This is a genomic window from Wolbachia endosymbiont (group A) of Cydia strobilella, from assembly GCF_964026745.1.
GTDB classification, from domain to species: domain Bacteria; phylum Pseudomonadota; class Alphaproteobacteria; order Rickettsiales; family Anaplasmataceae; genus Wolbachia; species Wolbachia pipientis.
The window spans coordinates 554525-575418 of the sequence record NZ_OZ034694.1; the positions used below are offsets into that span (position 1 = coordinate 554525).

At 35.5% G+C, this 20894-nt stretch carries 15 protein-coding genes, 1 tRNA gene and 4 pseudogenes; 13 read left to right on the forward strand and 7 right to left on the reverse strand.

The window, feature by feature from the left end; translation table 11 throughout:
- Window positions 1–23 precede the first annotated feature (23 nt).
- From AAGD76_RS02770 to AAGD76_RS02785, 4 genes are all read right to left on the reverse strand, one after another.
- Window positions 24–1211, reverse strand: a complete 1188-nt coding sequence (locus AAGD76_RS02770; RefSeq protein ID WP_341820333.1) for an MFS transporter — start codon at window positions 1209–1211, stop codon at window positions 24–26.
- A 694-nt stretch (window positions 1212–1905) separates the two neighbouring features.
- Window positions 1906–3408: a leucyl aminopeptidase gene (locus AAGD76_RS02775; protein WP_010962337.1), complete on the reverse strand. Its 1503-nt coding sequence runs from the start codon at window positions 3406–3408 to the stop codon at window positions 1906–1908.
- 96 nt (window positions 3409–3504) lie between these two features.
- Window positions 3505–4146 (reverse strand): protocatechuate 3,4-dioxygenase, encoded by a 642-nt coding sequence (locus AAGD76_RS02780; protein WP_341820334.1) that lies wholly within the window; start codon window positions 4144–4146, stop codon window positions 3505–3507.
- Between the two features lie 5 nt (window positions 4147–4151).
- A complete protein-coding gene (locus tag AAGD76_RS02785; RefSeq protein ID WP_255322264.1) occupies window positions 4152–4274 on the reverse strand; it encodes a hypothetical protein in 123 nt (40 codons plus the stop codon).
- A 296-nt stretch (window positions 4275–4570) separates the two neighbouring features.
- Between AAGD76_RS02785 and AAGD76_RS02790 the strand changes: the two are divergent.
- The 12 genes and pseudogenes from AAGD76_RS02790 to AAGD76_RS02845 form a co-directional block, all read left to right on the forward strand.
- A pseudogene (locus tag AAGD76_RS02790) lies at window positions 4571–5183 on the forward strand (DUF6444 domain-containing protein); the annotation flags it as partial.
- Between the two features lie 54 nt (window positions 5184–5237).
- Window positions 5238–6617, forward strand: a pseudogene (locus AAGD76_RS02795) (IS4 family transposase).
- 7 nt (window positions 6618–6624) lie between these two features.
- Window positions 6625–7002: pseudogene (locus AAGD76_RS02800) on the forward strand (PD-(D/E)XK nuclease family transposase); the annotation flags it as partial.
- A 420-nt stretch (window positions 7003–7422) separates the two neighbouring features.
- A complete protein-coding gene (locus AAGD76_RS02805; protein WP_264329422.1) occupies window positions 7423–7818 on the forward strand; it encodes a reverse transcriptase N-terminal domain-containing protein in 396 nt (131 codons plus the stop codon).
- Window positions 7819–7869: 51 nt separating this feature from the next.
- A pseudogene (locus AAGD76_RS02810) lies at window positions 7870–8440 on the forward strand (reverse transcriptase/maturase family protein); the annotation flags it as partial.
- Window positions 8441–8587: 147 nt separating this feature from the next.
- Window positions 8588–9157 (forward strand): group II intron maturase-specific domain-containing protein, encoded by a 570-nt coding sequence (locus AAGD76_RS02815; RefSeq protein WP_341820558.1) that lies wholly within the window; start codon window positions 8588–8590, stop codon window positions 9155–9157.
- The gene (locus AAGD76_RS02820; protein WP_095742612.1) at window positions 9154–9564 is read left to right on the forward strand and encodes an Rpn family recombination-promoting nuclease/putative transposase; all 411 of its coding nucleotides are present in this window, start codon (window positions 9154–9156) and stop codon (window positions 9562–9564) included. Before AAGD76_RS02815 ends, AAGD76_RS02820 begins: the two co-directional genes overlap by 4 nt.
- Before the next feature lie 214 nt (window positions 9565–9778).
- Window positions 9779–10687 carry a hypothetical protein gene (locus AAGD76_RS02825; protein WP_341820335.1) on the forward strand — a complete coding sequence of 303 codons (909 nt, stop codon included), beginning with the start codon at window positions 9779–9781 and terminating at the stop codon, window positions 10685–10687.
- 63 nt (window positions 10688–10750) lie between these two features.
- Window positions 10751–10828, forward strand: a tRNA-Arg gene (locus tag AAGD76_RS02830).
- An 82-nt stretch (window positions 10829–10910) separates the two neighbouring features.
- The gene (gene dnaJ / locus AAGD76_RS02835; protein ID WP_341820336.1) at window positions 10911–12029 is read left to right on the forward strand and encodes a molecular chaperone DnaJ; all 1119 of its coding nucleotides are present in this window, start codon (window positions 10911–10913) and stop codon (window positions 12027–12029) included.
- A 208-nt stretch (window positions 12030–12237) separates the two neighbouring features.
- Window positions 12238–13872: a ribonuclease J gene (locus tag AAGD76_RS02840; protein WP_012673044.1), complete on the forward strand. Its 1635-nt coding sequence runs from the start codon at window positions 12238–12240 to the stop codon at window positions 13870–13872.
- A 5-nt stretch (window positions 13873–13877) separates the two neighbouring features.
- On the forward strand, window positions 13878–15140 hold the full coding sequence (locus AAGD76_RS02845) for a Tol-Pal system protein TolB (protein WP_006279726.1): 1263 nt from the start codon (window positions 13878–13880) through the stop codon (window positions 15138–15140).
- Window positions 15141–15181: 41 nt separating this feature from the next.
- Here the strand turns inward: AAGD76_RS02845 and gatC are convergent, their stop codons facing one another.
- From gatC to AAGD76_RS02860, 3 genes are all read right to left on the reverse strand, one after another.
- Window positions 15182–15535 (reverse strand): Asp-tRNA(Asn)/Glu-tRNA(Gln) amidotransferase subunit GatC, encoded by a 354-nt coding sequence (gene gatC / locus AAGD76_RS02850; RefSeq protein ID WP_010962323.1) that lies wholly within the window; start codon window positions 15533–15535, stop codon window positions 15182–15184.
- Window positions 15525–16451, reverse strand: coding sequence for a ribose-phosphate diphosphokinase (locus AAGD76_RS02855; protein WP_341820337.1), 927 nt, complete (start codon window positions 16449–16451; stop codon window positions 15525–15527). Before AAGD76_RS02855 ends, gatC begins: the two co-directional genes overlap by 11 nt.
- A 303-nt stretch (window positions 16452–16754) precedes the next feature.
- The gene (locus tag AAGD76_RS02860; RefSeq protein ID WP_006280296.1) at window positions 16755–17621 is read right to left on the reverse strand and encodes an ankyrin repeat domain-containing protein; all 867 of its coding nucleotides are present in this window, start codon (window positions 17619–17621) and stop codon (window positions 16755–16757) included.
- Window positions 17622–18034: 413 nt separating this feature from the next.
- Here AAGD76_RS02860 and AAGD76_RS02865 point away from each other — a divergent pair, with 413 nt between their 5' ends.
- The gene (locus AAGD76_RS02865; protein WP_341820338.1) at window positions 18035–20467 is read left to right on the forward strand and encodes a hypothetical protein; all 2433 of its coding nucleotides are present in this window, start codon (window positions 18035–18037) and stop codon (window positions 20465–20467) included.
- The last annotated feature ends 427 nt before the right edge of the window (window positions 20468–20894 follow it).

Below are 20894 nucleotides of genomic sequence, written 5' to 3' on the forward strand. Positions count from 1 at the left end.
AATCGACTCGAGATTCAGCTACTTTATTTTTTAGAGTATGTCTCTTTTGTTGCATAATTTAAAATACCGGCAACTATCAATATCGCAAATATTGCAAAAAGTGCCATTTTATGATCTGTAAAAAGTGCTAACATTGACACTATAACTCCACTGCCAATAAACATAAATCCATTGATAATGGATGATGATGTGCTGATGTATTTTCGTTTCACAATCTCGCTGCCGACAGTAAAATTAAGCATATGTCCTCCCGCAAAAAACCCGAACATTAACATACAAAAGTACACAACGTGGACTGTTAAATGGCTGTATAGTAAAATAATAATTGAGACGCCTTGCAATAAAGCAAAAGCAGAAATTACATGTTTCCTATTTTTAAATAAGTTTGAGATTCGATCTGCAATTGGAGCACCAACTGCAAGACCAAGCCATAGTATTGCAGTTGCTATACCTGACTCCATTGCATTGAGTTCTGAGTTGCCCAGTAACCTTGGAGCCCACAAGGTATTAAGTGCTAAAAATGTTCCAAAAGTAATAGCACCCACCACTGAAGTTATCCAGATATCTCTTAATTTTAGCACTGTTAATATAGAGCACATTACTGTCTTCATAGAGCTTTTTATTGTGCGCTTTTCTGAGCTGCTTTCTGGAAGTGTGTTTGGACAAAAAAGCGTAAGTACAAATATCAACACACCAAATAGTATTATGCATACAATCAGATTTTTCCAATATGCATCTTCGGCAAGCAAGTTAGAGAACAGTATTTGAATTACCAAAGCAGAAAGGCTTGAAATTGTCTGCACTAGTGAAAACATTAGTCCAAATTGGACAGCGGAAAAACATATGCTACTTGTGTGAGCAGCACCAATAAAACCAAATGATGCTCCAGTTGCAATCAACACTTGAGACAAAATCAAATGGGAGAAATTGTCACTATTAATAAGGACAAAAAACCCCAAGATCATAGTTGATAACGAGAAAAAATAAATTTTCTTACTGGAAAAAACATTAAACGTTGCTCCACTAAAAAATTGTAAGATGGCGAAAGTCCAAGTATATGCTGAATTAGCCAGTGCAACTTGCGCGATTGTAAGTCCAAGTTCCTTTTCGAGATTTACACTTATAAAGGTATAAATTATCTGCATGTTGCTGAATATAACAACCAAGTTACTAATCAGCCAAATGAACCAAGCCTTAGCTCTGCTTTCCATAAGATTTATTTTTATAAGTAATCTATTAGAAATTTAACACTAAGTCTCTTTTTAAGCTATTGTTTCCTGACTACTGTTATAGCTAACCCAAAAAACGGTTTCCCTACGTCATGCCGCCGCGGTATCTCTTAGCCGCTAACAAGCAGCGGGATGACGATTGTCAGGGTGTCATCCCAGCGCCCCTATGATGTCATCCGAGTAGCCAACACTGGTTTCCATCCAAGACGGTGTCATTCCAGTGCTTGACACTGGAATCCAGACTTTAATTGTTATACTTGTAAATAATCTGGTGAAAATAAACGTTCATCTCAAAATGCAGTATTTTTGTTGAAATAGCTCAACTGGATCCCAGTGTCTGGGCACTGGGATGACACCATAGGAGGCTACTTGGATGACAAAAAAAGGAGCACTGGGATGACAGCAGTCCTACGTCATACCGCCGCGGTATCTCTAGATCCCGCTAACAAGCAGCGGGATGACGAGCTTATCGTCACGCCGCCACGAACCGTCATACCGCGATTTATTCGCGGTATCTCAGCCGCTAACAAGTAGCGGGATGACGGTTGTCAGGGTGTCATGAAAGTAGCTGACACTGGAATCCAGAAAAAAAGAAATATGTATCAGCTACTTTCATTTGCTGCGCCTCGAAAATAAACGTTCATGTAGCTAAGCCATAAATCCAGTATAAAGACCTTTAATCATTGGCTTCGTAGTACTTCTCAACCAACTTATTAAGTAACCTTACACCAAAACCTACTGCTCCTCTTGGACAAATGTCAGTACCTTTCTCGTGCCAAGCAGTGCCTGCGATATCTAAATGTGCCCAGCAAGTTTCATTCACAAAACGCTGTAAAAACTGTGCAGCCATTATGCTATCTCCACCAGAGCCTGCAGGAGCGATGTTTTGAACATCAGCAATCGGTGAATCAATAATTTTGTCATAAGTTTCATTCATAGGAAAACGCCATAACTTCTCATTTACTTCATTTCCTGCATCAATCAGACGGTTTGCTAATTCATCATTATTTGAAAAAAGACCAGCATATTCGTTATTTCCAAGTGCAACCACTATAGCACCAGTTAAAGTTGCAAGATCAATCATAAATTTTGGTGAGAATCTATCTTGCGTATACCATAAAGCATCTGCAAGTATGAGCCTTCCTTCTGCATCGGTGTTCAACACTTCTATTGTTTGTCCAGACATTGAAGTTACTACATCACTTGGTCTTTGAGCATTACCACCCACTGCATTTTCTGCAAGTGCGACCACACCGATCGCATTTACTTTTGCTTTTCGTCCTGCTAAAGCATGCATCACCCCAACCACAGTAGCAGAGCCTGCCATGTCATATTTCATTGACTCCATACCACGTGAAGGTTTGAGTGATACTCCACCAGTGTCAAACGTTATACCTTTACCAACAAAAGCTATAGGCTTTTGTTCTTTAGAAGCTCCATTCCATTTTATCACTACTAATTTTGGTTCTTTACTACTTCCTTGTGCAACTCCAAGCAAGGCTCCCATTTTTTTCTCTTCCATCTGCTTTTTATCAAGCACCTCGATTTCAAGGCCAAGCTTAGTAAGTTCTTTTTTTATATGATCAGCATAGGATTCTGGATATAGAATGTTAGGAGGCTCTGTTATAAAAGAGCGCGCAAGGAATATACTCTCACCTTCTTGCCTTAAGTGCTCAAATGATCTTTCAGCATTACTTAATTGTTCATCTTTTACTAATACGGTAATCTCCTCTACCTCTGTAATTTTCTCATCCTTTTTAGTTTTATACTTATCAAACTTAAAACTACGCAGAAACGCACCATATGCAACATTTGCTGCACTACCTTCGATTAAAACCGCTGCTTTTTTAATTTTTAATCTGCTTAGCTCACAATATATTTTACCACCAATATTTAATTCTTTATTTTCATTCCATTCATCCTTCTTACCCAGTCCAACAACTATAACATTTTTTTCTTCTGGCAAAGCAGTAGAGAAAAATTCACCAAAACTTCCATTGAAATCGCTAAATTGCTTTATATTATCTATGACCTGTTTCCCTTGCAAAACTCCGCCATCATTTACGGTTTCGTTGTCTTCAAATAAACCCATTACTATTGTTTTAAAATCGGGCGAAATTTTAGAAATTGTTATTTTCATTGCTGGTATCTCCGTTGCAAATAATTGTAAACTGTACATAAAACATAGCAAAAACATCAGTAAGATATTTTTCATATACATCCTAAGTACAATAACACTTAAGTTTACTATGGACTCCCTTACATGCAAGGTTTTTTATCTTTTATTAGAGAACTTATTATATCCGCCCAAGGTAATGTTAAACGTATAGGTTTTTATGACCTGATCACTGTAAGTAAATGGTGTTATGAGAAGGCTTGCAAGCCCATTACTAACAAAATCTTCAAGAACAGGATCAGCGCAATTATCGCAATTATGGTCAGCAAAAAACATTTGCGTTGTGAATTCTGGAAAATCCGGATGTTGAACTAGAAAGTTGATATGTGGAGCTCTATCACCAATTTTACCAGGTACTATCGTAATAAAATTATAATAGCCAAGATTATTCACTACAAACCTTCCTGATCCAGCAAAATTCAGATCATCCTCTATATTCTTATCGTAATGGTTCACGCCGCGTGAATTCGCGTGCCATATAGAAACTACAGCATTTTGTATTGGTAAGCAGTTTATATCAGTAATTCTACCCACTATGTGTATTAATTCCCCTATTGCACTATTTGGAGAACCAGGTTTCCTTCTTAAATTGTTTGAAGAGCTAAAATTTTTTGGCCTTGCATCAAGGTCATATATTTCCGGAGTTTTAATGCAGTTGAGCAAAACAGGATCAGCTGCAAATAGCGGCAAACTGAATATCATTTGTACTAAAAGTGCTAACAAGATATTTTTCACATTCATTTCATTTATAATAGACTTCTTGCATAACCATATAACAAACTTTTATTGGAAATAGAAACGAAAAAACTTGCTTGACACCCTTCGCCAGCCCCCTTATCATGAAACTGAAGGTATTCAGTTATCTTCATCTGTGCAGATTAAACAGCAAGAAAACAACGTAGTTGGCGTCTTATTTTTAATTTTTTGCACTATGTGCACCTTATGTCTTCACAATATTTCTAGGTTTTTACCTACACAAGCTGAAACGCGCTATTTAAAACATTAAAAAACGCCAACTTAAAAAATGGATAGTGAATAACTAGCTACCCTAGGGTTTCTTTTGCCTTTTTTTCTGTTTAGTAAATTGTATCCGTTCAGCGGAGTGGTAGAATAAGGTAGACAAAGCAAGATAATAAAGATAATCATAGAGCAAAAGTGAGGTAATGTGGTAAACCTTTTAGAACTTTGCAAAAATTTACAGCAAAAAATAGGAAAACTGAAAGCAGAGATAGAAAACTTAAAAGCAGAAAATAAAGCTTTAAAGATAGAGAACGCTGAATTAAAGGAAAGGCTTGGTTTAAACTCGAAAAATTCATCTCTACCGAGCTCTAAAGAATTGTACAAAACAAAAAAGGACAAGCCAAAAAGCGAAAGGAATGTTGGCGATCAGGTTGGGCATAAAGGAAATTTTCATGCCACAATGGAAGCGGATAAAGTAGTAAAAATAGAGTTGCCTAATATTTGCGAATGCGGAGGAGAGCTTGTAATATGCGAAAAACCTTATGTTCACCAAAAAGTTGATCTTCCGGAAATTAGGCCTTATGTAGTAATTGGAACATGGTCGTTGTTGGAGATGCAGAAAAAGAAAAAGTAGCAAGTTACCAGAAGGTGTTACGCCAGATACATTTGGTCCAAGGGTTAAGTCTATAATTGCAGCACTCAGCGGATTTTACAAAAACTCAAAGCGTGAAGTGGCTAGTATCATAAATGACATTTTTAATTTGAACATAAGTGTTGGCAGCATATCAAATCTTACTATTACCCACAAATATAAATGTACTTATAAATAAAGTATTACAATATTAAAGTTTGCAAATATTGAGGGTATAAAAATGGCAAACGAGAGTAATGAATGGGCTAAAAATGAATTTGGAGATGCTGTACTTGGAGATAAAAGATTAACTGACCGATTAGTAAAGATTGCTGATAGTTTGATAAGTTTACCTGAAAGCTCAATTAATGAGGCATGCGGAAGTTGGTCAGAAGCAAAAGCAGCATAACGTTTTTTTCAAAATGAGAACGTAAAAGAAGTCGATATTCTAGCTTCACACATTGATAAAACAGTTGAAAGAACAAAAGCTCATAAAAGAATTCTTGTGATTCAAGATACAACTTATATTTCATACTCAAGCCATAAGCGGATTGGGAACTATTGCTGGAAAAGGAGCAGTAATGCATACAGCCCTTGCTGTTAGTACGGAAGCTGGGAATACTGGATCAAAAGATTTACTCGAGGCAACTCATTTCTGAAGAAGAAAAAAGACTAAAGAGCCATCGTAACAACGTTCATATTGAGGATAAAGAAAGTATGAAATGGCTAGAAAGTTTAAAGAAAACAAATAATATTATAGATCTGGCCCAAACCGAAGCTATAACTGTATGTGGCAGAGAAGCAGATATGCATGATTTTTTTGAACTTGCACATAATCTTAACTCAGCAATTTTAGTAAGAGCTCGCCACAACAGAAATGTAAATAAAAAATTCATGCATACCAGGAACAAGCAAAAATTATGGTCATTTATCCAAGGCCTCCCTTGCGCTGGAAAAGTAGAAGTTGAAATCCCTGCTAGAGATAACAAGCAAAAAAGGACAGCGTTTTTAGAAATTAGATTCGGAAAATTTATCACATGAAGGCCATATAAAATGTAAAGAAGGTCACATAAAATATAAACCGACAGAGTCTACAACTTCACGCAATTCATGTTGTTGAAAAAAACTCTCCTCCCGAAGCAAGTCCTCTAGAGTGGATGCTTTTTTCCGGTCAGTACTTTTGAAGAAGCTGTTGAAAAAGTTAGTTGGTATTGTTTGAGATGGAAAATAGAGATATTGCATAAGATTTTAAAATCTGGTCTCAAAGTTGAGGAATGTAGACTTGGAACAGCAGAAAGATTAATGAGGTATTTAACAGTCATGAGCATTATTGCTTGGAGAATTTTCTTTATTACATCAATTGCAAGAACTAACCCAACATTACTATGTACTGCCTTATTAGCTGAGGAAGAATGGAAAGTTTTATATGTTAAAATACACAGGAAACCATGTCCAAATATAGCCCCTACTATAAAAGAAGCCGTTTCGTGAACTTGGAGGTCATTTAGCAAGAAAAAGCGACCCAAAACCAGGACCAATTACTCTTTGGAAAGGGTGGAGACGTCTCTTTGATCTAGCAGAAGGATGGAGACTTGCTCATGAACCTCATATTTGTGGGTAATAGTAAGGTTTCTAAGGGAGGGAGTAGTAGTAATACTGCTTCCTTACCTGACCAGTTTGCTCGTGATAAAGGTTTTGAGAAACGAGCTCAACTATATGCTGCTAAGGCTTACTCAAGGCAAGCTGATAAATCTGGTAAGTACATTGATTTAAAGAAGGTTTTCTTTATTGCTATCTCTAATTGTAATTTATTTCCTGATAAGCTTGATTATATATCCAGCCACACTATAAGAGATGAGAAAACCAATGAGCATGACTTAAAAGATTTTCAATTTGTATTTATTGAACTACCTAAATTTCCTAAGAATAAGGAAGAACAGCTAGAAAGCATAGTGGATCGTTGGTTATTTTTCTTCAGTGCGACCCGGAAAGCCGTGGTTTTGTGATGGTTAAATTCCATCTTCCCTAGACATCGGGGATAATGTATGTCTCACATTTCAAAGGATGGCAACCTTTGGGATGCAAGCATGAGATAAAAGCAGGTAACACTAAACCTCATGGTGAATCCCTGCAAACAGAGTTAGATATGATTACGAGAGGAACCTATGTTTGAATTGTCGTCAAAGCATAGTATGCGAAAAGAGGTTGAACTACGCATAGACCAAAATGGTACGAAGCAAAAGGGGAACTAAAGATTGAAGACTTTAGTTATTGATGTTCCCAACTTCCGGCAAATAGTAGGAATCTAAGTTTAACGTGAAACGAAGCTATGGAACGGAGTAACCACATAAAAGCTCTTATATTCATTAAATATAAGTAGGTAGCCAACCACAAGCTGCTATGTGGAAGGATTGTTTAAGAAGCTAATGCCCAAAGTAATATCTGGGATATGCAGACGTAAACACTTTAATTTGGAAGGTAAAGTGGTGAATAGTAGTGAATATGTTATGGACCAGCAAAAAGCTAGGTATGAATGGAATGGAATTCCTTGGCGAAAGCTGAAGAAATCTTCATTTAAGCTACAAAAACGAATTTACCAAGCCTCTAAATGTAATGATATCAAAAAGATGCATAATCTTCAAAAATTATTGCTCAAATCAACAAGTGCAAAAACACTCGCTGTTAGGAAAGTAACACAGGACAATAGGGGGAAGAAGACTGCAGGTATTGATGGAAAGGCTAATCTTAATCAAAAAGAAAGATTACAACTATCATATTCTTTAGATATAAAAGAAAAAGCAAAGCCATCAAGACGCGTCTGAATCCCAAAACCTGGTAAGCCATCGGAGCATCGCCCGCTTGGTATACCTACTATATCACAAACACTTGTAAAAATGGCTTTAGAACCAGAATGGGAGGCAAAACTTGAGCCAAACACTTATGGTTTTAGACCTGGTAGATCATGTCATGATGCAATTGAAGCCATATTTGATGTGCTAAAACAGAAAACAGCATATGTATTAGATGCTGATATTTCTGGATGTTTGACAATATTAACCATAATAAACTGCTTGAAAACCACACCAACGTTAAAGAAAATCATAAGAAGATGGTTAAGGGCAGGCGTTATGGAAGATGGAAAGTTTCAATCCACAAAACGTGGTACAATTCAAGGAGGCACCGTTGCTAGCTTGTGTTGCATTACACGGATTAGAGCAACATGTCAAAAAAGCATTAACAAACGAACTCTTTCAATGCATGAAAAGAAAATATGGTAGGATATCGCATAAAAACGCGCAAAAGTCTATTAGTGTAATTTTCTACTGTGATGATTTTGTCATCATACATGAAAACGAAGAGATTATTCTTAAAGCAAAAATTTTAGTTGAAGAATGGTTAGAAACCATTGGACTAAAATTAAAGCCCTCTAAAACAAGAATTTCTCATACATTAAGAACCATTGACGAAACAAAACCAGGATTTGATTTTCTTGGATTTTCAATAAGACAATATCCAACAAAAGAAAGTAAAAAAGGTTACACATTATTAATAAAACCAAGTCGTAATTCTATAAAGCAGCATACATTTGCTATTAAACATAAACTTAGAGAAATGCGTGGGGCACCACAGGAAGTAATAATAAGGAATCTCAATCCAATAAACAGAGGATGGAGTCAATATTACTCTTCGGTAGTTTCATGTAAAATCTTTAGCTCATTGGATAATACTATACATAGAAAGCTCTGGAAGTGGGCAGTCTTTAGGCACCCAAACAAAGGGAAATGCTGGATAAAAAGAAAATACTTTAAAAAGTATAATAACGATAACTGGCGTTTTATGACAAGTAACAAGATACATCTTATTATACACAGCGATCATGTTATTAAACGACATATCAAAGTGCAAAAAACCAGATCTCCATATGATGGTGATTGGGTATATTGGGGTAATCGTCTTAGAGAAATACCAGATAAGCCATCGAGAGTAATAAAACTATTGAAGTTACAACAAAGTAAATGCGGTAATTGTAGACTATGGTTTGAAAGTGATGATATAATAGAAATACATCATAAAGACCGGAATAGACGAAACAATATGATCAAAAATTTATCTTTGTTACATGGGCATTGTCACGATGAATTACACAGGAGGTGTGCATGACAAGCACCAAATTAGAGAGAAGCCGTATGAGGCGCAAAGTCTCACGTACGGTTTTGAAGTCGAGTGAGGAGGGGCGACCTTCTTCACTTAGACAACAGTATGCAGATGAAACTACAGATGAAGACCTAAGGAATATAGCAGAAAAATCACCAATAATAAAGTTAGCCTACGATGAATTAGACAGGTTTAGCTGGAATGAAAAAGATTTAGTAGCATATGAAGAAAGAATAATGGATCTGCGGAAAGAAGAAGCCATTCTTGAATACAAACTTGAGGAAGGTATAGAGAAAGGAAAAATCGAAGTTGCAAAAAATTTACTTAAAGCTGGTGTATCTGTTAATTTAATAGCTGAATCCACTGGCCTTTCTCAAGCTGAAATTGTACAGCTTAAGCAAGAAGTGGCCTAAGTATCACGTTTTTCAGGGCTTTTTTAGCTCGGCAGTGGTCTGAAAAGTCCATTTTTCACTTTATAAAATGTTTATATTTTACCACCTACTTTATTTGAATAAGTTCTTCTGCCACACTCTGAACGGATACTTGAATCAGGCTCAAGTTGACAAGTAGATGTTATCTTGTTATAATAAATATTTATTAATTTAATCTTAACTTAAGAGGGTATTTATGGTAGCAAGTGATAGTGTTTTAAAAAGGTATGCGTTAGCCTATATAAAGAAATTAGGTAATAATAATAATATTGAAGGGTTTCTACAGTATTGTAATAATACACCGAATTTAACTTGGAGCAAGGAGAATTTTAAAAATGTGTATGAAGAATTTACACATCCAAATTCAAGCAATAGGCACGATACAGGAAGCAGAAATGATCAATATAACGCAGGGAATAACGCACAACCTACAGGCTCTCAGATTACACATATACATGTACACAATAGAGGTTTAGACTTTTGGGATTATTTGCTATTACAATGCTGGATGGATTCTTCATTCGGTGAACGTGGTCACACTACGGTTAATAATATAACGAATATTAACAAAGAATCAGAAGACAGTAGAAAGCTATTAGCTTTGGGTATAGTAGCTGCAGTTGTGTGTGTTGCTTTCCATGCTGGTATGTGTTTTTGGTATAACAGCAGCAGAAAAGTGGCTAGAAAAGAAGAAAAAATAGATTACCTGGATAGTAAATTTAAAACGTTCAGAAATATAGAATTTGCGGTTGGCGTTGTTTCTTTGGCAGCTTTGGTAGCTTGTGCTGTTTACCCAGTCTTACCAGTGTGGGGTTTAGCTATCCTTGGCGTTAATTCTCTCGTATGTTTTGCTGGTGGTTTAGCTTTTCATATGAAGCATGAGGAAGAATCAGAAAATATCGAGAAAGCTAAAGGAGCGGTAGATAGCTGTCTTAGACAAGGGCATGGTTATGGAGATTCTTCTCGTTATGATGCACCACCTCCTTACTTTTCTCAAGATCCTAATACTACTCCAACTGCTCCTCCTTGTAGTGAATTTGATAATTCTAATGCGAAACGGCAGTTTGAGAATTGTGAGGGGTTCACGTATGATAGAAATCAATAGTTTTATTTTTAGCCAAATTAATTGAATCAAGCCACAAAATCTGCTAAAGTTAACTTTATGAAAGCACCCTTAGCTCAGTTGGATTAGAGCATTTGACTACGGATCAAAAGGTCGGGCGTTCAAGTCGCTCAGGGTGCACCACATTTTATAGGAAGCAGAAGTCACACTTGAAATTAATATATGCAATACCTATCTTTAAAGGTTAAGCACTAAACTATTATATATGAGCAAAAAAGACTACTATGATCTGCTGGAAGTAGGCAGAAATGCCAGTATTGATGAGATAAAAAAAGCGTATAAAAAATTAGCATTAAAATATCATCCTGATAGAAATCCTGGCAATCAAGAAGCAGAGGAAAAATTTAAAGAAGTAACAGCTGCATATGAAGTTCTGTCTGACTCTGAGAAAAGGGCAGGCTATGACCGTTATGGCCACGAAGGTGCTTCTGGTGGATTTCAAGGCTTTAGCTCTGCAGGAGATTTTAGCGACATATTCAATGACTTCTTTGGTGGAGGATTCGGTGGTGGTGCAAGTAGATCGAGAGCAAAAAGAAGTACAACAGGAGTATCTGGAGCAGACCTACGTTATGATCTTGAAATTACCTTAGAAGATGCATTTAAAGGAATACAAGCGCCTATACATTATGTGACAAATGTAAAATGTGATACATGCCAAGGCACAGGTGGCGAAGGAGCAATTAAACCAGTTCAGTGCCACACATGCCAGGGAAGCGGTAGGATTAGAACTCAACAAGGCTTTTTTACCATCGAAAGAACATGTACTACATGCTATGGGGAAGGAGAAATAATACAAAACAAATGTAAGAAATGTGGTGGAAGTGGACGTAGAAGAGATGAAGTAAATATATCCGTTTCAATTCCAAAAGGCATAGAAGAAGGAGCTAAGGTAAGGATAAGTGGTAAAGGAGAAGCTGGAACAAAAGGTGGAAAAAGTGGAGATTTATACGTATACGTGAAAATAATTTTCCATAAAATCTTTACTAGAAATAAAGCAGATTTACACTGTAAAGTGCCTATAAGAATGACACTAGCAGTGCTTGGTGGTGAAATCGATATTCAATCAATTGATGGAGCTAAAATAAAAGTAAAGGTCCCTGAAGGCACTCAAACTGGTACCAAACTACGTTGTAGGGAAAAGGGTATGCCATATATGAACTCACATGCTCGTGGTGATTTATACGTACAGGTAATAGTTGAGACTTTAAATCCAAAAAATTTAACTAAAAAGCAAATTGAACTATTAAAAGCGCTTGAAGAAGAGGAAAATGCAAGTGTACAACAGCAATCTGAAGGGTTTTTTAGTAAAGTAAAAAAAAAATAAGAAATCTGCTAAATGACATAAAGGGGTAACTGTTTACGGGTTTTCATTTAATCCTGCAATTCTTTGACCTTATTAATGGAAAACTTAACAATAGTGTTATTATTAGCCAACAGAAACTTCTTAGTTCCTTAAAACTATGTAAAAGCAATAAATTTCTTTATTTAAGGTCGAAGTTTTGCTATTCTCAGGTTTTAATAATTTAAATTTAATGAATATAAACAAAAATGAGTTTTTATTTCTTCCGCTTGGGGGAGTAGGAAGAATCGGGATGAATGTTAGCCTATATCATTACCAAGGTAAGTGGATTATGATCGACCTTGGTGTTGGTTTTGCAGATGAAACTATGCCAGGTGTTGAGCTGCTCATTGCTGATATAGATTTTATTGCTCAAAGAAAAAAAGATTTACTTGGAATAATAATTACACATGCACATGAGGACCACTGCGGTGCAGTGCCCCACTTGTGGGAAGAGTTGCAGTGCTCCATATATACAACAAAGTTTACGGTTAATTTTCTTAAAGAGAAACTAAAAGAATTTCGATTGGAAGGTATAGTGCCTGTGAAAGAGGTAGACATAAATGGCAGCATAAATTTGGGTCCTTTTACCGTCGAGTTTATAAATGTAACTCATTCAATTCCTGAGGCAAATTCAATATTAATTAGCACTGAAATGGGTAGTGCACTCCATACCGGAGACTGGAAATTTGATCCAAAACCTGTTGTTGGATTAACTTCTAATATGGAGCGTCTAAAAGAAATTGGCGATAAAGGTGACCTGCTTGCAGCAATTTGCGATTCAACCAATATATTAAGCAAGCATCACCCTGAGTCAGAAGGTGAAATTTATAATAATATTTATAACATAATAAAGCGGTCTAAAAAATTAGTTGCTGTTTCGCTATTCGCTTCAAATGTGGCACGAATTGAAACGATAAGCCAAGCTGCAAAAGCACTAAATAGAAAAGTAGTTTTACTTGGTAGATCTTTATGGAGAATAGTGAAAGTTGCGCAAGATAGTGGTTATTTAACTGATTCTCCTCAGTTTCTTGAAGCAAAGGAAGCAGTAAATTTTCCAAGGGAAGAACTGGTGCTACTTTGCACAGGTTGTCAAGGTGAGCCACTGGCAGCTACCGCAAGACTTGCTGCTAAGAGTCATCAAGCATTTAAAATGCAGCAAGGTGATACCATGATCTTTTCGTCAAAAATCATTCCTGGAAATGAAACTCGTGCGCACAACATGCTCAATGCCTTTATTGAGATGGGGGTAGAAGTTATTACTGAAAAAACAGAGCATGTTCATGCTTCTGGGCATCCAACAAGAGAAGAGCTAAAGGAAATGTATTCTTTAATAAAACCGAAGATGTCTATTCCAGTTCACGGCGAATATATTCACACGCATGCACATGTAAAATTTGCTAAAGAGTGCGGTGTGGCAAAAGCAATAATGATTGCACCAGGTGATATTGTTAATTTGGAGAACGGAGAAAAGGTTGATTCAATTGATGTTGACTACTTTGGTATTGATGGTATGTTGCTACGTCATCCGGAGAGCAGTGTTATAAAAATGCGTAAAAGAATGAGAGATGCCGGAGTTATTGTGGTAACAGCAGTTGTAAACAAGAAAAATAAATTGCTTGCTAAACCAAAAGTATTTGTACCTGGTGTTTTTGAAGTGCTAGAAGATGCAGCTACCATACAGAAAATTGTCAAGAAAGTTGAGTCGTTGTTTAGTTTGCAGCCAACAAAAAAAATTAAAAATAAGATTGAAAGTTCAATATTGAGTATCTTAAAGGAATATTTACTAAAAAGGCCTATAATTGAGGTTCAGATAGAACAGGTATGAAATGAATGAAGCTATTCGTTCATCTGGTGTTATTTATTTCGTTATTTATTCCTTATTTTACAAAAGCTGCTTTATATGTTGATATAAAAAAAAGCAGTGTTGGTAACATTGGTCTTGTTGTATCTAAATGTACATGTAAAACAGCGTTGGAAAGCGAATTAAGCGAAAATATTGCAAAGGTAATAGGAACAAATTTATCTAATTGTGGCTTATTTAATGTAAAACGTGGCGCGGAAGCTGAATCTAAATCTTGGAAAAGCGATACTGTAGTCACAGTAAGTTTAAGCGAAATATCTGGTAGTGCATTAGAGCTATCATTTCGTTTATTTGACGCTTTTACAAAAAGAGAATTACTTACTCAGTCAGTTGTTTTTCCAGCAAAAGACTGGAGAAAAATTGGTCACCTCGTTTCGGATGTGATACATGATAGATTAATTGGTGAGAAAGGGCACTTCAACACAAAAATCACGTATATCGCTGAAGAAAAAGATAGCAACTACAAATCTGTGCGTAAAATTGCTGTGATGAATCAAGATGGAAGTAATATAAAATACTTAACAAATGGCGATAGATTTGTGTCAACACCGAGATTCTCACCAAATGGAAAGGGCATTGTTTATATCTCGTACGCAAATGGTAAAAGTTATATAATATTAAAAAATTTAAAAGATAACACTGAATCAATAATCAGCGCATTTGAAGGAGTTGTTTCTGCACCAAGATTTTCTCCCGATGGTAAATCTCTTTTAATTTCCCACTCATTGGGTGGTGAAACGAATATATTATCTTTGGATTTAAGTAGTAAACGAACAAAAAAAATTACTAAAGGTTCAGCTATAAGCACTTCTCCCTCTTTTTCTCCAGATCAAAAGTATATGGCTTTTAGTTCTGATATAAGTGGGAGTCAGCAACTGTACGTTATCGATTTTACTAACAAAAGTAAAAAACCTAAAAGAATTAGTTTTGGAAGTGGAAGATATGCTACGCCTGTTTGGTCGCCAAAAGGAGATCTGATAGCTTTTACAAAGATTCAGTCAGGAAAATTTTACATAGGAGTTATGAAGCCAGATGGCAAAGAAGAACGTCTGCTTTCAGAGGGGCATAAAATTGAATCCCCGGCATGGTTACCAAATGGTAGAGAAATCATTTTTACAAGAACAGAATCACCAAGCAACTCTAAACTATATTTAGTAGACTTAGTAAAGAAAAATCAAAAAATGGTTTCCACTCCCACAAATGCTTCTTTACCGGATTGGTCTTATTTTTGAAAGTAGATCTATTATAGATTTGATATGAGCCTTATTTTACTTTAATTGCTTATAACCTTTGGCACTACGAAATACCCATGCTCAGGTTTTGTATTGGACAATATCTCTTTTTTAATGTTTTGAGAATTTATAACATCATCGCGTACATGAATGTCCTTGTCTATGCTGCCATAACGCATAGGAGAAACACCTTCAGTATTAACTTGCAATAAAGTATCATGTATCCAATCCAGCATTGTCAGTTCTTTGGAGTAGTGATCAATCTCGTCATTTGATAACTTAATCCTTACAAGCTGTGCAATTTTAAGCATTTCTTCTTTGGTAATTGTTATTTTTCTCTTATTTGCAAATTCTATTAGTGAAGTAATAACGTCTTCTGTTGACTTAGCTGGCATCTTTACCTCCTTGGATAAAGTGAGTTAAAATATCTACGACCGAAACAACTTCTATTTTACCAGTTTTTTCAAGTTTGTGAAGTATGGTATCCGTAATCACTAATTTATCTAAAGAAGAGGAAGAGATTTTCTCAACTGCACTTCCTGAAAGCACACCGTGTGTGATGCATGAAGTTACGGACTTTGCTCCGTAACTTTTTAAAGCAAGAGCTGCATTACACAATGTTCCACCAGAGTCAACTATATCATCAACAATGACACAATTTTTGTTTGCAACTTCTCCTATTATGTTCATTACTTGAGATGTGCCTGCTTTCTCCCTATATTTATCTACTACAATAATCTTATCACTTAACCCTATCTTGTACTTTTCCTCTAAAGTCTTTGCAAAAGCACGTGCTCTACCAATTGCTCCAACATCAGGTGCAACAATTGCCAAATTTTCCGTGTGTATAGAGTCAACAAATGCTTCAAAGCAGTTCAAATTAGTTATCGGTACATCAAAGAATCCTTCAATTTGACTTGAGTGCAAATCAATAACTGCAACACTACTTGCACCTGCAGTTTGAATAAGATTTGCAACTAATTTGGCACTTAAAGCAGACTGCACATTATTGTTCTTGATAATTCTATCTTGCCTGCTATATCCATAATAAGGAATAATTACTACTATCCTTTTGGCTCCTAATCTATTTACTGCATCAATTATGAGCAGAAGCTCCATAAGGTTATCATTCACAGGGGGAGAAAGAGATTGTATTATATATACTTCTTGATTATATAGATCATTTGCTACTTCTACATTTACCTCGCCATCGGTAAACTTTGATATCCAAGCAGAGGATGGTTGAACATCTAGCCGGTTAACTACTGATTCCCCTAATTCCTTACTAGCATTACCTATTATTATCTTCATAACGCACTAATTGAGTTTTTAAGATTATACAGAAATTGTGAAATAATTGAAATGTAAGTGTCTTTATCTAGCATTCTTGTCGGTGAATTAGGTACCTCTTGTACAATGACCTGTCATTTTCACGCGTTGTTTCAATATACAGACCCAAATTGAAACAACTATACAAAATCCTGCTTATGTTTCAAGATAAATGACTTTAATGAAATATAATTTATCTAGTCATTTGTATCTGCTAACATACTACACTTCCCATTGTAGAGCCTCTGCAACTTACTGAAATTTATAATCGCTTTATAAAAAGCTTTATACTCTTTGCTTAATTGGAGGCGCTACCTCTGCACTTTCTGCTCTGTCTAGGGTACTACTTGGTTTTTCTGCAGTAATTTTTTGAATGCTACCATCTACCTTATTCTTGATATCTGCTCCATATGATCTTAATACTTCAATAGCTTTCTCGTTTCCACTATTCAGCGCAATATCCAAAGCATCCATTCCATCATTATTTTTGTGGTTGATAAAATTCTCTAACTCAAAGATTTTTATATATTGCTCAATGATGAATTCTACCACTTTTCCAGGGCAATTATTAGCGGCAGGAAAGAGTACTGCATTGTTATTATTGTCTTTCTTTGTTACATCTGCTTTGAGCTTGTCTATCAAATACTTGATAATTTCTATTCTGCTATCATCTTCTGCTTCAGTGCACTGCCTAGCAGCTAAAAACAGAGCTGTTCGCCCATTATTGTCCACATCTTCAATATCTTGTCCCTTATCAATTAAGGCTTGTATTATATTTTTGTTCCCATATAAAGCAGCAAAGTGAAGAGGAGTATACCCTTCGGTACTTTCTCTTTCATTAATCAATGCACCATGGCTAGCTAGTAATTCTATAAATTCTGGCGTATTTGCAAAAACTGCAAAGTGCATTGGTGTTAGATCATCTTTACCATGATTTTGAGTTTTTGCATTAACGTTTGCTCCATTTTTTATCAGCAATTTTGCTATTTCTAATTGTTTGCGTCCGATGGCAATATGCAGTGGCGTACGATTGCGTTCATAATGATCATTGACGTTTGTGCCACATTTTATTAGTAGTTCTGCAGCTTCAATATTACCTTCCTGAATTGCAACGTATAAGGAAGCATATCCATCTTTTGTTTCCTCTGTCATACGAAATTGCGAACATGTTAGTTCATATATTATTAAGGATTATTATTAAGTTTTTATTAATACAATATTAATGTAGCGGGATGACGAGCTTATCGTCATCCCGCCGCGAACCGTCATACCACTGCGAACCGTCATACCGCCGCGGTATCTCTAGATCCCGCTAACAAGCAGCGGGATGACGGTTTTTCAAATTATCGTAAGTCAGTTTAGCTATAGCTACAAGTTTCATTCTTCCCTTACAAATAACTTTACTGCGTCCTTTTTTCGGATTCAGAATTAGCAAGAAACGTTCTTGTAAGGTGGTCTACTAAAATTTTGCTTTATAAAACAATGTCTGAACTATGCAATTAATACATTATCAACACAACTGATTCATAAAAGCAAATATTATAACCACGAAGAGAGAAAATGTTATGCTTAGTTTAATAAGAAAGACCTTGAGAAAAAAAATGACTCATCAGGTAAACGATTCGAAATTGAAAGAGAAAGATGAAAAAAGTATTTTAAAATTAGCATCAAAAATAGAAGGCAAAGAAAGTAGCATTGCTGAAGAACTAGAAAAAATATCTGAAAAGGAAAAACAAAGAATTCTTACTACGGAAGTAAGCAAACATCGGGGTAAAGAACCAACTATTATATCACTTGCTTATGCTATACTACGTAAAGATAGTATAGCTGTTGAGAAAATGTTAAGAGTAGCTAAAGAAAACGGTATTCTGAAAGACATTCTTGACGCAACAACAACTATAAAATATCCAGGTGGTCAGGAAGAAACTTGCACACCACTTACTTATGCCATATTATGTAAAAATAGCAAAACTATTGAAGAAACTTTAAAAGTCTCTAAAGAAAACGGTATTCTGAAAGATATTCTTAACGCAACAACAACTATAAAATATCCAGATGGTCGGAGAGCAACTGTTACACCACTTGCTTATGCTATACTATATGAAGATAGTATAGCTATTGAAGAAATTTTAAAAGTCTCTAAGGAGAACGGTATTCTGAAAGATATTCTTAACACAACAGCAACTATAAGATATCCAGATAACAAGGAAGTGACTTACGCGCCACTTGCTTATGCTATGTTCTGGAAGGATAGCAAAGCTATTAAAGAAATTCTAGTAGCAGCTGAAGAGAACAGTATTCTGAAAGATATTCTTAACACAACAACAACCATGAAATATCTAGACCGGGAAGTGACTTACACACCACTTGCTCATGCTATGTTCTGGGAGGATGGCAAAATTATTAAAGAAATTCTAGTAGCAGCTGAAGAGAACAGTATTCTGAAAGATATTCTTGACGCAACAACAACTATAAAATATCTAGATGGTCAAGAAGAAATTTACACACCGCTTACTTACGCCATATCATGTAAAAATAGCAAAACTATTGAAGAAATTTTAAAAGTCTCTAAAGAAAACGATATTCTGAAAGACATTCTTGACGCAACAACAACTATAAAATATCTAGATGGTCAGAAAGAAATTTACACACCGCTTACTTACGCTATATCATGTAAAAATAGCAAAACTATTGAAGAAATTTTAAAAATCTCTAAAGAAAACGGTATTCTGAAAGATATTCTTGATGCAACAACAACTATAAAATGTCCAGATGGTCATGAAGAAACTTGCGCACCGCTTACTTATGCTATACTACGTAAAGATAGTATAGCTGTTGAGAAAATGTTAAGAGTAGCTAAAGAAAACGATATTCTGAAAGACATTCTTGACGCAACAACAACTATAAAACATTCAGATAGCCGGGAAGTAACTTACACACTACTTGCTTATGCTATACTGCGTGAAAATAGTATAGCTATTGAAGAAATTTTAAAAATCTCTAAGGAGAACAGTATTCTGAAAGATATTCTTAACGCAACAATAACTATAAAATGTCCAGATGGTCGGAGAGTAACTGTTACACCACTTGCTTATGCTATACTACGTAAAGATAGTATGGCTGTTGAGAAAATGTTAAGAGTAGCTAAAGAAAACGGTATTCTGAAAGACATTCTTGACGCAACAACAACTATAAAATATCCAGATGGTCAGGAAGAAACTTGCACACCACTTGCTTATGCTATACTACGTAAAGATAGTATAGCTGTTGAGAAAATGTTAAGAGTAGCTAAAGAAAACGGTATTCTGAAAGACATTCTTAACACAACAATAACCATAAAACATAAAAATAATCAAAAAGTAACTGATAAGTTACTTGCCGCATTACATGATCGCAAAGTTATTCAAGAAATTTTAGACATAGCTAGAGAAAACGATATTCTGAAAGACATTCTTAATGCAACAATAACTATAAAATATCCAGATAGTGAAGAAAAAATCTACACACCACTTACTTATACAATATCATGTAAAAGCAACGAAGCTTTTAATACAACAAGAGCTATAAATCAAGATGGTCAGGAAAAAACTCACATCCCATTTCCTACCGTTTCCGTACTTGATGAAAGAGAAACTGAATTAAAATTAAAAGAAAAAAGACAAAGTAGAAGAGATGAGGGATTAAATTTTAACAATGGTAGTAGTGACAAAAATGTTGAAATAAAAGTTAATGGGGATATCTTGTTGCAGCATAGTAGTGGAACTAAAAATGAAATAAATCATACTGCTGTACGTAATGATGTAGGGGGGGTAAAGCTTCCTATAGAAAGTAGAACAAATGTTAAAGTACGGAATATAAGTGGATGCAAAGTAATGACTGTAGCTTCTATGGTGATTGAGTTGGTAGATAGTAAAGCGACATGTGTACTGTTAAAACCCACCACTAAATTGGAAGAAGTAGCTATAACATATTTTCAAGGTTTAACACTATATTTATGAAACTTAATTTATATGTGCTAAACAAGATGCTGATTAGTTTTATAGCTAACCCAAGAAAGGTTTCCCTACGTCATACCGCCGCGGTATCTCTAGATCCCGCTGCGGGATGACGATTGTCGTTTAGCCATAAATATTTAAGAAATTTACCAAATGAAAAAAAAGGCAAAAGAAGCCCTGGGGTTATTATCTGCTTTAAAATATTGGCGTTTTTTATGTTTTAAACGCTTGACAAGCAAGATTTAGCTGCTTTTAATTGCAACTAACCTATGCTGCAAATGTTTAAGAAATTTACCAAGCAGAAAAAAAGACAAAGAATCCCCGAGTTAGCTAGTCTTTTACTATCTCTGTCGAGTATTGGCATTTTTTGATGTCTTGTAACGCTTTATAAGCGCGTTCAGCTTATTTAGATAAAAATCTAGATGTAGAT

Excerpts from the sequence above, each read along its gene's own strand:
- AAGD76_RS02865 (WP_341820338.1), top strand. The coding sequence starts at position 18,035 with ATGCTTAGTTTAATAAGAAAGACCTTGAGAAAAAAAATGACTCATCAG.
- AAGD76_RS02775 (WP_010962337.1), bottom strand. The coding sequence starts at position 3,408 with ATGTACAGTTTACAATTATTTGCAACGGAGATACCAGCAATGAAAATA.
- AAGD76_RS02780 (WP_341820334.1), bottom strand. The coding sequence starts at position 4,146 with ATGAATGTGAAAAATATCTTGTTAGCACTTTTAGTACAAATGATATTC.
- AAGD76_RS02860 (WP_006280296.1), bottom strand. The coding sequence starts at position 17,621 with ATGACAGAGGAAACAAAAGATGGATATGCTTCCTTATACGTTGCAATT.
- AAGD76_RS02840 (WP_012673044.1), top strand. The coding sequence starts at position 12,238 with ATGAATATAAACAAAAATGAGTTTTTATTTCTTCCGCTTGGGGGAGTA.
- AAGD76_RS02855 (WP_341820337.1), bottom strand. The coding sequence starts at position 16,451 with ATGAAGATAATAATAGGTAATGCTAGTAAGGAATTAGGGGAATCAGTA.
- dnaJ (WP_341820336.1), top strand. The coding sequence starts at position 10,911 with ATGAGCAAAAAAGACTACTATGATCTGCTGGAAGTAGGCAGAAATGCC.
- AAGD76_RS02785 (WP_255322264.1), bottom strand. The coding sequence starts at position 4,274 with ATGAAGATAACTGAATACCTTCAGTTTCATGATAAGGGGGCTGGCGAA.
- gatC (WP_010962323.1), bottom strand. The coding sequence starts at position 15,535 with ATGCCAGCTAAGTCAACAGAAGACGTTATTACTTCACTAATAGAATTT.
- AAGD76_RS02770 (WP_341820333.1), bottom strand. The coding sequence starts at position 1,211 with ATGGAAAGCAGAGCTAAGGCTTGGTTCATTTGGCTGATTAGTAACTTG.
- AAGD76_RS02805 (WP_264329422.1), top strand. The coding sequence starts at position 7,423 with ATGCCCAAAGTAATATCTGGGATATGCAGACGTAAACACTTTAATTTG.
- AAGD76_RS02825 (WP_341820335.1), top strand. The coding sequence starts at position 9,779 with ATGGTAGCAAGTGATAGTGTTTTAAAAAGGTATGCGTTAGCCTATATA.
- AAGD76_RS02845 (WP_006279726.1), top strand. The coding sequence starts at position 13,878 with ATGAAGCTATTCGTTCATCTGGTGTTATTTATTTCGTTATTTATTCCT.
- AAGD76_RS02820 (WP_095742612.1), top strand. The coding sequence starts at position 9,154 with ATGACAAGCACCAAATTAGAGAGAAGCCGTATGAGGCGCAAAGTCTCA.